The following is a 13342-nucleotide window of genomic DNA, read 5'->3' as shown; positions in this document are numbered from 1 at the left end:
TCGAAGGAACACTAGCAAATATAAGTTACCAGTGAAGTTTTGAATTTGACATTTGCGTGTAAACCCTCAAGCCGAGCGAAAGGCGCGACGTCAATTCATCACTGGAATATTTCCGCTTCCGATGATTCAGAAGCGAGACTCTATGATCTTGATTTGACTCGTTTTTTAAGAAGCCTGACGGACGCGGGAAAGCGCAGCAAACTTTTCCCCATCCGCTCCCTAGGACGCTTTTGCGGCAATTTGCGGCAAGAGCGAAGCCGCCATGTTTCGCGCGTTATGGTCAACGGCGATGGCGTCGTCAGCGGACGCCAGAGGTGCAAGATTCCCCGCCCGGATCCAGCCGTTCAGGGTCGCTTCGACGAGGCGCGCGATGGCCCCGAACCTGATCTTCTCGGCGATGAACGCCGCAACGGCGATCTCGTTGGCGGCATTGTAGACGGTGGTTGCGCCGTTGCCTGTTCTCAGCGCGTCATAGGCCAGCCGCAACGCCGGAAATCGGGCGAAATCCGGCGCCTCGAACGTCAGTTGCCCGATTTTGGCGAGATCGAGCTTCATCGCCGGGCCGGCGATGCGCTCCGGCCAGCCGAGGCAATGCGCGATCGGAGTCCGCATGTCGGGCGTCCCGAGTTGAGCGACGACGGACCGGTCGGAAAACTCGACCATGCCGTGGACGATCGATTGCGGGTGGACCAGCACGTCGATCTCGTCCGGCGCCAGCGCAAACAGGCAGGCGGCCTCGATCACTTCGAGTCCCTTGTTCATCATCGACGCCGAGTCGATGGTGATCTTTCGACCCATGCTCCAGTTCGGATGTTTCAGCGCCTGCGCCAGCGTCGCGTTCTCGATGTCGGCAGGCGCCCAGGTGCGAAACGGCCCCCCCGACGCGGTAATGATCACGCGCGTAAGTTCGTCGCGGTTTCCCGAACTCAGGGCCTGAAACAGCGCATTGTGTTCGGAGTCGGCCGGCAGGATGCAGGCCCCGGCCTTGGCGGCGCGCTGCATGAAGAAATCGCCGGCGCAGACCAGACACTCCTTGTTCGCAAGCGCGATCGTCGTCCCGCGATCGACGGCGGCAAGCGCGGGCTTCAGCCCGGCCGCCCCGCTCACAGCAGCCATCAGCCAGTCGGTCGGACGCGAGGCTGCCTCGATGATCGCGCTTTCTCCGACGCCACACTCGATGCCGCTGCCGGCGAGCGCTTCCTTCAACTCGCCAAAACACGAGGTATCGGCCACCGCGACAAACCGCGCGTCGAATTCTCGCGCGAGCTTGGCAAGCATCTTGGCGTTGGAATTCGCCGTCAGCGCTTCGACGCGATAACGGCCGCGCGCGCTTCGCAACAAATCCATCGTGCTGTCGCCGATCGAACCGGTGGCTCCCAGAACCGTTACGGTCCTGACGCCCGCCTGAACCGGCTTGTCATTTTTCAACGGAACAGCACTCATACCTCACCAAACCATAAGAGCATGACCGATGCCATTCGCATCGCCCCGCAGAAATCCGAAAAGCGCGGCAGCAATAATCGCCGCAACAAAGCCGTCGAGGCGGTCGAGCAGACCGCCATGCCCGGGAATGATCTGACTGGAGTCCTTGACCCCGAAACGTCTCTTGACCGCCGATTCAAACAGGTCGCCCGATTGCGACACGACGGACAGGAAAGCGGCGAGCAAAAGCAGCGGTGTCAGTTTTCCAAGACCGAAGGCGGCAAATCCCGCCGCAACAGCGAGCCCGCCTGCGAACCCGCCGATCGCGCCGGCCCACGTTTTCTTCGGGCTGACGCGAGGCCACAATTTGGGTCCGCCGATGCCGCGGCCGGCGAAATATCCTCCGATATCGGCCGCCCACACCACCAGCATGACGAATATCAACGCGGCGAACCCGTAGGCATCGTCGAGGCGAACCTGAGCCGACGCAAATGCGGCCGCCGCCGCGTAACAGAATCCGGCCACCGACCAAAGCTGCAACCGCCGCGACACCGCTGCGACCGCTGCAATGCCGATCACGAGAACAACCAGCGAGAACGCGCCGTATCCAAGCGCCAGACTCAGACCGGACAGGACGAGCGCCGCGATCCCTGCGGCGACGGTCTGTTTTTCCCGCGCGGCGCCGACGATCGTCAGCCATTCGACGTACATGCCGATGGCCGCGAGCGTTACAAGTCCGATCCATAGCGGCCCGCCGGCCCATGCGATCCCGATCGCAGCAGGGGCGAGCACAAGCGCGGCAAGGATGCGCGTGCGGAGATTCCGCGATTCTCCTGCAGCGGCCGGCGCTACCTGTTCCTGATTCACGCCCGTCACGACCCGGTCTTCGCAGCCAGCCCGCCGAAACGGCGCTCGCGTCTGGCATATTCGGCGATGGCGCCTTCGAGCGCGGTCTTGTCGAAGTCCGGCCAGTGAATCGGGACGAACACAAACTCGCTATAGGCCGCCTGCCACATCAGGAAATTCGACAGCCGCTGCTCGCCGCTGGTGCGGATGATCAGATCGGGGTCGGGAATATCCGGCGCATCCAGATATCGACCAAGCATGTCGGCGTCGATCGTGGCCGGATCGCGCTTGCCGTCCGCAACCTCACGCGCAAGCCGCTGTGCGGCGTTCGCGATTTCCTGCCGCGAACCGTAGTTGAACGCGACCACGAGATTGAGGCGGGTGTTGTCCTTGGTCAGCTCCTCCGCCTCGCTCAGCAGCGCGCTGATATCCGGCTCCAACCCTGCACGTTCGCCGATAACCCGCACGCGCACCCCGTCGCGGTGCAACGTCGCGAGGTCGTTGCGGACGAACCTTCGCAGCAAGCCGAAGAGATCGTTGATCTCGCTCGGAGGCCGCGACCAGTTCTCGGAGCTGAAAGAAAAAATCGTCAGATAAAGAATGTTCAGTTCGCTTGCGGCACGAACCACGCGTCTCAGCGCCTCGACCCCGCGACGATGACCTTCCGCACGCGGCAGCCCTCTTGCGGCCGCCCATCGGCCGTTGCCATCCATGATGATCGCAACGTGCAGCGGCGCATCGGCTTGGTCCGATCCCTCGATTGCAGGCGCTACAGCGTTCGACATCAGGTCAGTCCAGTCCCGGCTAAACGGTGAGGATTTCCTTTTCCTTGCCCGCCAGCAATTGATCGATTTCGGAGATTACCCCGTCCGTCGCCTTCTGAACATCGTTCGCCAGGCGCTTCTCATCATCCTCGGAAATCTCGTGATTCTTCTCGAGCTTCTTGATCGCATCGAGTCCGTCGCGCCGGACGTGGCGAACCGCCACCTTGGCCGCCTCGGCATATTTATGCGCGATCTTCACCAGTTCCTTGCGGCGCTCTTCGTTGAGTTCGGGGATGCGCAGGCGAAGCACCTGTCCTTCGGTGGCCGGGCTCAACCCGAGGTTGGAGTCGACGATCGCCTTCTCCACCGCCTTGACCATCGATTTATCCCAGACCTGCACCGACAGAAGGCGCGGCTCGGGAACGCTGACCGTCGCCACCTGGTTCAACGGCATGTGGCTGCCATAGGCCTCGACCTGCACCGGATCGAGCATCGACGATGCCGCCCGCCCGGTCCGCAAACTGCCCAGCTCATGCTTGAGGGACTGTGTCGCTCCCTGCATCCGGCGTTTCAGCTCGCCGATATCGAAATTCCCCGACGCCATGCCGCTCTCCAATACCAAACCTGACCCACATCCAACCTGACGACACCGATCAACTGGCGACGATCGTCCCGCGCCCGGCGCCTCTCAGGATGGCGCCGATCGAGCCCGCTTCCGCGATCGAGAACACGATGATAGGCAGCGACGTCTCGCGGGCAAGCGCGAAAGCGGTCGCATCCATGACCTTATAGCCGCCTTCGAGCGCCTGCGAGTGGCTTAACCGCTCGAACCGTCTGGCAGACGGGTCCTTCTTCGGGTCCGAACTGTAGACGCCATCCACGTTCGTCGCCTTGAGCACGGCCTGCGCGCCGATCTCAGCGGCGCGAAGCACCGCGGTGGTGTCGGTCGTGAAAAAGGGATTGCCGGTGCCGCCGGCGAGCAGAACGATGCGGCCCTCGGCGAGATATTTGTGCGCCGCGCCGCGGGTGAAGAGTTCGCAGACTTCGGGCATCACGAAGGCGGATAGCGCGCGGGCCGGCTGCCCGCGGCGTTCGAGGGCGGCCTCGAGCGCAAGGCAGTTCATGACGGTCGCAAGCATTCCCATCGTGTCGCCGGTGGGCCGCGAGACGCCGCGGGACGATACCTCGACACCCCGGAAGATGTTGCCGCCCCCAACCACAACCGCGATTTCGGTTCCCAGTTCGCGCGCCGCGGTCAGATCGCCGGCGATACGGTCGATGGTCGGCTGGTCGATGCCGAAGGGTTGCGAGCCCGCCAGATATTCCCCGGACAGTTTAACGACAACGCGACGATAGGCTGGCTCATCCATGATGCGTTAGCTCCGCCGTGAGTCTGGTTGTCCTGTCCCCGCCCGTTCGGGCCCGGCGTCACCCCTGTCCGGCAGCCGCGGCCACCTCGGCCGCGAAATCGGATTCGGTTTTCTCGATGCCCTCGCCGAGAGCGTAGCGCACAAAACCCGTCAGCTTCACCGGCGCGCCGACCTTTGCCTCGGCCTCCTTGAGTGCCTGGCCGACGCTTTTCTTGTCGTCGAAGATAAACGGCTGTTCCAGCAGGGTCTGTTCCTTGAAGAAAGTCTTCAGGCCGGACTCGGTGATCTTCTCGATCATGGCCTCGGGCTTGCCCTGTTGGCGGAACTTGTCTGCGAGGATGTCCTTCTCGCGCTTGACGACGGCGGGATCGACTCCCGACGGATCGATGGCAAGCGGGTTCGAGGACGCGACATGCATCGCGATCTGGCGGCCGAGCGCGGCCAGTTCGTCGGTGTTGCCCGCCGACTCAAGTGCGACGATCACGCCCATTTTTCCGGCGCCATCGATGACAGCATTGTGGACATAGCTTGCGACAATTCCCTTGCTGACTTCGAGCAGGGCCGCGCGACGCAACGTCATATTCTCGCCGATGGTGGCGATCGCATCCGAAATGGCCGTCTCCACCGTGGCGCTGCCGACCTTGGCGGCCTTGATCACCTCGACGTCGGCGCCGACGCTGAGGGCGACCTGCGCCACCATCTTGACCAGCCCCTGGAACTGGTCGTTGCGCGCGACGAAATCCGTTTCCGAATTGACTTCGACGACGACGCCCTTGTTGCCGCTGGTGACGGTGCCGATCAGGCCCTCTGCCGCGACGCGGCCGGCCTTCTTGGCGGCCTTCGACAGCCCCTTCTTGCGTAGCCAGTCGATCGCAGCCTGCATGTCACCGTTGTTTTCCGTCAGCGCCTGCTTGCAATCCATCATGCCGACGCCAGTGGTTTCGCGCAGGTCCTTGACCATCGCTGCGGTGATTGTCGCCATTGCTGTGTGCCCTTTGCCTGTCAGGAGACTGCGGCGCAACTCGCCGGCCGCTGTCTCTACTCAGGAAACAAGTCAGAAAATTATGAAAGAGGGGTGGCCGCGAAACCGCCACCCGTCACGTCATTCCGCTTCGGCCGTCAGCGTCTTGGCCTGAGCGACCCAGCCGTCGGCCCGGCTCGGAAGCCCGACCTCCTCGCCGATCTTGTGCGCGGTGCCGTGATCGAGCTCGGCGAGCTGCCAGTAGTGGAAGATGCCGAGGTCGTTGAACTTCTTCTCGATCGCACCGGACACGCCCGTGAGCTTCTTGAGATCGTCGGCGACGCCCCGCGGACCCGCAAGGCCCTGGAAGCCGGATGGCTGCGCGGCGGCCGGCAGCTCCTCCTGGACCGGCTGAACCGAAGCGCCGATATCGATGCCGGATTCGCCCTGGGCGCGCGAAATGCCATCGATTGCCGCACGCGCGATGAGGTCGCAATAAAGGCTGATGGCGCGTCCCGCATCGTCATTACCCGGAACGATGTAGGTGATGCCCTTGGGATCGCAATTGGTGTCGACGATCGCCGCGACCGGGATATTCAGCCGCTGCGCCTCCTGGATCGCGATGTCTTCCTTGTTGGTATCGATCACGAAGATCATGTCGGGCAGACCGCCCATGTCCTTGATGCCGCCGAGCGAACGATCGAGCTTGTCGCGCTCGCGCTGCAGCGTCAGGCGCTCCTTCTTGGTGTAGGCGTGGGCGTCGCCGGAGCCGAGCACCTCATCGAGATGGCGCAGCCGCTTGATCGAGCCGGAAATCGTTTTCCAGTTGGTCAGCGTGCCGCCAAGCCAGCGCGAATTCACGAAGTACTGCGCCGACCGCTTCGCGGCCTCTGCAACGCCGTCCTGCGCCTGGCGCTTGGTGCCGACGAACAGGATGCGGCCGCCCTTGGCGACGGTATCGCTGACGGCCTGCAGCGCGCGATGCAGCAGCGGCACGGTCTGTGCGAGATCGATGATATGGATGTTGTTGCGCGCACCGAAAATGTAATCCGCCATTTTCGGATTCCAGCGGTGCGATTGGTGGCCGAAATGAACGCCAGCCTCAAGCAGCTGGCGCATGGAAAATTCAGGAAGCGCCATGGTTCAATTCTCCGGTTGGTTCCTCCGGAAACGTGTGAGCAGCGCAAGGCATCAAACCAAAAGGCATCAAACCAAAAGGAATGCGGCCGGCTGCCACCGGACGGCTGTTTAGGCCATGTTTCCGTGTGAGATGGCGGGCTTATAACCGCCACCCTGCCCTGACGCAAGGATTTCCGGCCGTTATAGCGCTTTCGAGCGAAGCATATCCTCGGGCCTGACCCGAGGATGGATACCGGCTCGCGTGAGGAAAACGCGTCAAAACAATAATCTGGAGCTTCGCTACTGATTCAATCAGCAGCGAGGCTCTAAGACAGTATCCGGTAACGGGAACAATGCCGGTCAGGGACGAATCCGAACCGGCACTGCTGGCTAGCATTTGTCGACGTGCGGCGGGCACTTTTTGCCACGTCCGCCACGAGGTGGCGGCGCCGGATGGGCGGCAGGCGCCGCCCGTGGTGGCGCGACAGCCCTTGGCGGAGGTGCGGCGCGTGGCGGCGCTGCCATTCGCGGCGGCGGTGCCGCATGCGGTACTGACCGCGGCGGCGCAGATCTCGGAGGCGCCGCCATCCGCCGCATCGGCGGTGCTGCATGCGGGGCGGAACGCGGCGGCGAGGCGACGCGTGGCGGTGCTGCATGTGATCGCGGCGAAGCGGACCTGGGAGCAGCCCGTGGCGGCGTCGCGCGTGGCGGCGCGACAGCCATTGGAGCCGTTCGGGATGGCGACATCGACCTTCGGACTTGGGGCTCAGCTTGCGGCCCTCGTGACAGTGGCCTTGCAGCGCCGGATTGTGGCGCGGCCGGACCGGATGCGCCACCGCCCGGCCCGGTGGTCGGCGGCCGTCGAACACCGGAAGCCGGTCCCGTCTCCGGAACGGTTGCGCCATGTCTTGGCGTCAACCCATCAGGCGCTGGTGGCGTGCCCTTGCTGCCCGGCACCGGCAGTGCGTTGATCTTCGGGAACTGCCTGCCGGTCGAATCCGGGCCCCGCGCTGGCTCGCCGGGCTGCGCCGCCGTCGCGGGCGGGTGCTCGGTAGCGGCCGGGGCAGGAGGAGTTGTAGCCGGTTGCGGCGTAGCGGGCTGAGCCTGTGTGCCGCCAGCCGCAGGTAGAGCGCGACGCGGTCCGGGCGGCCTGTCTGTCGACCTTCTGAACGATCCGGCTTTCGCAGCCGGATTAATCGACGCGCTCGGCGGGACCGGCGCCTTCCCTTCCTGAATCAGGGTTGCCTTCCGCATCACCGCGGCAGGTAGCGCGGGTCCTGGATGTACAGCGGGCTGACTGACCTGATCCCGCGCGGCCGGGGTTCGCCCCGGAGCTGTTCTGGCGCCCGGCGCAGCCGGGTTCACGAAAGGCGCTGCCGGATTTGCCGCGCGCGGCGGACGGTTGATGACATTATTGATCACCGTCGTGTTGTGAATGTTGGTGAAGATGATGTTGTTCGGCGGCGGCTGGACGTAAGCCGGGGCGCTGACATAGGCCGGTATCGGCACGAACAACGGGCTCGGCAGATAAAACAATCCGATCGGTGGCGGAGGCGGCTCCAGCACCACGAAGTCCGGCGGCGGCGGCGGCAGGAAAAACACCGGCGGCGGTGGTGGCGGCGCGAAGTCGAAATCCGGATCGCTGAACATCAGCACTGGCCGATCGACATAGACGATCTCATCCGGCGGCGGCGGCGGAATATCGTAGTCGATCATGGCAAACGTCGGCGGCGGCTCAAGCGCGGCCGATAGGATCGCAAGCCTGCGCCGCGCATCGGCTGCGTGAGGCCCGCGCGGATAGCGTCGCAGGTACGACCAGTAGGCGTCCGGCGTGTCGGCCCGATAACTGCGCCGCCAGGTGATCGCCTCGCGGCGCGCTGCGATAATCGCCCTGACCCGCTTCGCCATCGGGTCGCGGGGATAGGCAGCGATGAAATCCTCATAGCCCTGCAAGGTGTCGCGATCGAGCGCGGCCAGATAGGCGTCCGACGCGCCGAGATCACCGATCGGTTTGTCACGCACCGCCGCCGCCTGATCAGGCGGCGCGACCGCTGGCGCATCCGCTGCACGATCGAAGAACATGAATTGCGCATCATCAACCTTCTGCGTGTCCCACGGCACCTGCGCGCCCTTGGTGTTCTCGTTGACGCGCAGGCGCACGCGGTTGAACAATTCGGGAAGCGGCAGGCCGCCGGTGCGGATCATTTCAGCCACCGCCTGCGCGTAGGCGCCGTATGGCCCCGACTCTTCCGGCGCGACCGTGCCCGGCGCGGCATTGAATGCAATCAGCATCCGCGGATTGGGTTCGACGAGCGCCAGACCGCTTGCAATCGATCCGTCTTCGATGAACGGCTGCTCGCGCGCGATGTCCAGCATGACGATGCTGAGCTTCAGGGGCAACGCCGTGAGCTGGCGCATGTAATCGCCGATGCGCAGGCCTTCGGTTGGAATATCGGTGTCATGCGCGATCGTCGAATCCACCGGGATGAAATAGTTCTCGCCAGAAAACTGGAGGCCATAACCTGCAAGATAAACCACCGCGACGGTGTCCGGGCCGGATGTTTCCGCCTTCTTCATGAAATCGCGGAACGCACCGCGCAACGTGTCGCCATCGAGGTCGCGGGCGCCGGTGACGTCAAAGCCCGCCGCCTGCAAGGTCTGCGCGATCAACCCGCCATCGTTGGCCGCCGTTGCGAGCGGCACCTTGGTATAAGCACCGTTTCCGATCACAAGCGCGATACGCTTTTCCTGTTGCTGGGCAATGGCCGCGCTCGGGATCACCGAGAACGCACCGAGCAGCAGACATGACACAAAGATTGCGAAGCTTCTGTTCAGGCACATGATCGTTCTGCCCTGCCAACAACCAAATACGAGTCCGAGGCATTCAGCGCGCTGGTATCTGAACATTATTTGAACGAAAAGCGGTCCGAACAAGGCACTTCTCAAAAGAGGTTATCTCTGTAAGGCCACTCTCGCGCGCGAGCAGTGAATCCAGGCAGTCGAGATTGGCTTAGAGCGCTTGGACGTCCACGACGCCCGAAACCGCCTTGATCGCGCCTGCGACCTGCGGCGAGACCCGAAAACGGCCGGGCAGCTTGATTTCCACCTCGGTTTCGAGATCCAGCAGCATCACCAGCGACACGTCGCCGTCGCCGGACGGCCTGGGTGCGGAAACCCTGGTGAGTCCGGGCGTATCGTCATTCTCGGGTACCTGAAGGCGCTTCACGATCGAATCCAGCGGCCGGGTATCGCGCAGGAAAATTCGAAGACCCTTCTGGGTCTTCGCCGCCGCATCATCCAGTGGTTCCGCGTGCAAGATCCGGGCACGCACCTCGTCGCCCTGCAATTCCGCGCCGAGTTGCAACAGCACCGCCGCCCCCGGTTCGAGCACCTCGCGAAATTGCGCCAGCCCTTCCGAGAACAGCACAGCCTCGAAGTGGCCGGTCGGATCGGAGAGCCCGAGGATTCCCATCTTGTTGCCCGTTTTGGTCCGCCGCTCCATTCGCGAGACGACCGTGGCGGCGACCTTGCCGGCGGTCGCGCCGGTCTTCACGGCGCGGGAGAATTCGGCCCATGACTGGACGCGCAGCCGTTTCAATGCGGTCGCGTAGTCGTCGAGCGGATGCCCGGACAGGAAGAACCCGACGGCCTCGTATTCGCGCCTCAGCCGATCGGCAGGCAGCCACGGCTCCGCCTGAGGCAGCATGATGGTCGGCGCATCCGCCATGCCGCCGAACATGTCGTTCTGACCGAGCATCGCGGCTTCGTGGCTGCGCTGGCATGCCGCGAGGATCGCCTCGGCGCCGGCAAACACACGCGCGCGGTCGGGCTCGAGCGCATCGAACGCGCCGGCAGCCGCAAGACTTTCGATCACGCGCTTGTTGACGGCGCGCGGCGGCACCCGGGCGGCGAAATCGGCCAGCGAGGTGAACAACCCGCTTTTGCGCGCTTCGACGATCTGTTCGACCGCCTGCGCGCCGACGCCTTTCAGCGCTGCCAGCGCATAACAGATGACACCGTCGCTGACTTCGAATGTCGCGCCCGAGCGGTTGATCGAGGGCGCTTCGACCTTGATGCCGAGGCGGTGGGCCTCACTGCGAAACTCCGAAAGCTTGTCGGTGTTGCTCATGTCGAGCGTCATCGACGCCGCCAGAAACTCGACCGGGTGATGCGCTTTCATGTACGCCGTCTGGTAGGACACGAGCGCGTAGGCAGCGGCGTGGCTTTTGTTGAAGCCATAATCGGCAAACTTCGCCAGCAGTTCGAAGATCGTTTCCGACTGCCCCTTTGGCACGCCGTTCTTGACGGAGCCGGCGACAAAAACCGCGCGCTGCTTTTCCATTTCCGCGCGGATCTTCTTGCCCATCGCGCGGCGCAGCAGGTCGGCGTCGCCGAGCGAATAGCCGGCCATGACCTGCGCGATCTGCATCACCTGTTCCTGATAGATGATGACGCCGAAGGTCTCCTTCAGGATCGGCTCCAGCATGGGGTGCAGGTATTCCGGCTCCTCCTCGCCATGCTTGCGCGCGCAGTAGGTCGGAATGTTCGCCATCGGTCCCGGCCGATACAGCGCGACCAGCGCGATGATGTCCTCGAAACGGTCCGGGCGCATGTCCACCAGCGCCCGCCGCATGCCCTGACTTTCAACCTGGAACACGCCGACCACGTCGCCCCGCGTCAGCATCTGGTAGCTCGCCGCATCGTCGAGCGGCAATGTGGCCAGATCGATATCGATATCACGCTGTTTCAAAAGCTTCACGGCAACGTCGAGAACGGTCAGCGTCTTCAGGCCGAGAAAGTCGAACTTCACGAGTCCCGCGGGCTCGACCCACTTCATGTTGAACTGGGTCACCGGCATGTCCGATTTCGGATCGCGATACATCGGCACCAGTTCGCTGAGGGGACGGTCGCCGATCACGATGCCCGCGGCATGGGTCGAGGCATGACGCGTCAGCCCCTCGAGGCGTTGGGCGATGTCGAACGCGCGCGCCACCACCGGGTCTTCGTCGCGAAACGCCTGCAGCTTCGGCTCGCTCGCGATCGCCGCTGCCAGGGTAACAGGCGCCGCAGGATTTTGCGGAACCAATTTGGTCAACTTGTCGACCTGCCCGTAAGGCATCTGCAGCACACGGCCGACGTCACGGAGCACACCGCGCGCCTGGAGCGTTCCAAAGGTGATGATCTGCGCGACCTGATCGCGGCCGTAGCGCTGCTGCACGTATTCGATGACCTCGCCTCGCCGCTCCTGGCAGAAATCGATATCGAAGTCCGGCATCGACACGCGTTCGGGATTGAGGAAGCGCTCGAACAGCAGACCGAACCGGATCGGATCCAGATCGGTAATGGTGAGCGCATAGGCCACCAGCGAGCCGGCGCCGGAGCCACGGCCCGGTCCGACCGGAATGCCCTTGGACTTGGCGTGCTTGATGAAGTCCGCAACGATCAGGAAGTAGCCCGCATAATTCATGCGGGTGATGACGTCGAGTTCAAAACTCAGACGGGCGCGATAATCCTCCTCCGTCATTCCCTGCGAAAGACCGTGAACCGCCAGACGGTTGGCGAGCCCCTCCTCCGCCTGGCGCCGCAGTTCGGTGGCCTCGTCGTTTTTCGCATCAACCATGTCCGCGGCGGCGCCGACCGTGAAATTCGGCAGGATCGGCTTGCGCGTGAGAGGCCGGAATGCGCAGCGTTCCGCAATTTCAATCGTGGATGACAGCGCCTCGGGAATGTCGGCAAACAGCACGGCCATTTCCGCGCGGCTCTTGAAGCGATGATCCGGCGTCAGTTGATCGCGATCGGTTTCCGCAACCAGGCGGCCGCCGGCGATGCACAGCAGGGCATCGTGGGCTTCGTAATCTTCGGAAGTGGCGAAATACGGCTCGTTGGTTGCGACCAGCGGCAGACCCTTGGCATAAGCGAGATCGATCAACGCGCCTTCGACGCGCCGTTCCTTGTCAAGGCCATGGCGCTGCAGTTCGACATAGAGCCGGTCGCCGAAAATCCCGGCAAGTTGATCGCAGCGCGCCGCCGCGAGAGCGGACAGATCGGCATTGAACGCCAGCGCCACCGGTCCCTCGGGGCCGCCGGTCAAGGCAATCAACCCTTCGTTTTCGTCCCGAAGCCACTCCGCCCTGATATGCGGCGTCTGATGCACCGGGGTTTCGAGGAACGCTCGGGAATTCAACCGCATCAGGTTGCGATAACCAGCCTCGCGCGCTGCCAGTAGCACAATCCGGGAAAAGGGAAGCGCGTTGCGCGCCGAAGGATCCTGATCGCCGAAATCGACCGCGAGTTCACACCCGACGATCGGTTGGATCCCGTAACCTGCAACCTTATCGGAGAACTCCAGCGCACCGAACATATTGTCGGTGTCGGTGAGCGCCAGCGCCGGCTGACGGTCGGCCTTGGCGAGTTCGGCCAGCTTCTGGATCTTGATCGAGCCCTTCAGCAGGGAATAGGCCGAATGGACATGCAGGTGGACGAAACCGGCGTTGGCGGTTGCGGGCTTCTGGATCATGGGCGTTCATCGGATGCAGGTTGTAGGCAGACGGCCCAAGCCGACTCGCCAGCGGATGGTGGTGGCTTGCACCCGGCATGTCCATGCGAAACCCCGGCGCACCCGTAAGGTATACCGGCTTTCCCCAGAGCGTCCGGGAATGACGGCGCTCGCTCACGAGAGCTGCGGAATGAGTTGCGCCCAGATGGCGACCATTCCAACGAACAATACGATCGAGGCCAGTGCCGCCGCCTCCTCCACGAACATTCTCAGCATGATGTCCTCCCATGACGAAAACATAACAAGAACATTGTTTATGTTTTGTTCTCAAAGTCAAGGGCGGGTAGCGGGGGTCAGTCCGGCG

9 protein-coding genes are annotated in these 13342 nt (G+C 63.4%); all 9 read right to left on the bottom strand.

Annotation, left to right across the window (positions count from 1 at the left end):
• Nucleotides 1-219: 219 nt before the first annotated feature.
• On the bottom strand, nucleotides 220-1443 hold the full coding sequence (dxr, locus tag ACS3WA_RS07605) for a 1-deoxy-D-xylulose-5-phosphate reductoisomerase (protein ID WP_438277910.1): 1224 nt from the start codon (nucleotides 1441-1443) through the stop codon (nucleotides 220-222).
• Nucleotides 1444-1446: 3 nt separating this feature from the next.
• A complete protein-coding gene (locus tag ACS3WA_RS07600) occupies nucleotides 1447-2289 on the bottom strand; it encodes a phosphatidate cytidylyltransferase (protein ID WP_438278038.1) in 843 nt (280 codons plus the stop codon).
• Between the two features lie 5 nt (nucleotides 2290-2294).
• Nucleotides 2295-3053, bottom strand: coding sequence for an isoprenyl transferase (locus ACS3WA_RS07595; protein ID WP_438277909.1), 759 nt, complete (start codon nucleotides 3051-3053; stop codon nucleotides 2295-2297).
• 19 nt (nucleotides 3054-3072) lie between these two features.
• Nucleotides 3073-3636: a ribosome recycling factor gene (frr, locus tag ACS3WA_RS07590; RefSeq protein ID WP_438277908.1), complete on the bottom strand. Its 564-nt coding sequence runs from the start codon at nucleotides 3634-3636 to the stop codon at nucleotides 3073-3075.
• 49 nt (nucleotides 3637-3685) lie between these two features.
• Nucleotides 3686-4402: a UMP kinase gene (gene pyrH / locus ACS3WA_RS07585; protein WP_438277907.1), complete on the bottom strand. Its 717-nt coding sequence runs from the start codon at nucleotides 4400-4402 to the stop codon at nucleotides 3686-3688.
• Between the two features lie 58 nt (nucleotides 4403-4460).
• On the bottom strand, nucleotides 4461-5384 hold the full coding sequence (gene tsf, locus ACS3WA_RS07580; RefSeq protein ID WP_438277906.1) for a translation elongation factor Ts: 924 nt from the start codon (nucleotides 5382-5384) through the stop codon (nucleotides 4461-4463).
• A 120-nt stretch (nucleotides 5385-5504) separates the two neighbouring features.
• On the bottom strand, nucleotides 5505-6503 hold the full coding sequence (locus tag ACS3WA_RS07575; RefSeq protein ID WP_438277905.1) for a 30S ribosomal protein S2: 999 nt from the start codon (nucleotides 6501-6503) through the stop codon (nucleotides 5505-5507).
• A gap of 369 nt (nucleotides 6504-6872) precedes the next feature.
• A complete protein-coding gene (locus tag ACS3WA_RS07570) occupies nucleotides 6873-9323 on the bottom strand; it encodes a caspase family protein (protein WP_438277904.1) in 2451 nt (816 codons plus the stop codon).
• A 169-nt stretch (nucleotides 9324-9492) separates the two neighbouring features.
• On the bottom strand, nucleotides 9493-12999 hold the full coding sequence (dnaE, locus tag ACS3WA_RS07565) for a DNA polymerase III subunit alpha (RefSeq protein WP_438277903.1): 3507 nt from the start codon (nucleotides 12997-12999) through the stop codon (nucleotides 9493-9495).
• Between the last annotated feature and the right edge of the window lie 343 nt (nucleotides 13000-13342).

The organism is Nitrobacter sp. (assembly GCF_051535235.1).
In the GTDB taxonomy this organism is placed as follows: domain Bacteria; phylum Pseudomonadota; class Alphaproteobacteria; order Rhizobiales; family Xanthobacteraceae; genus Nitrobacter.
Note: the sequence above shows the minus strand (reverse complement) of the source record. Positions and strands in the feature narration are given on the sequence as shown.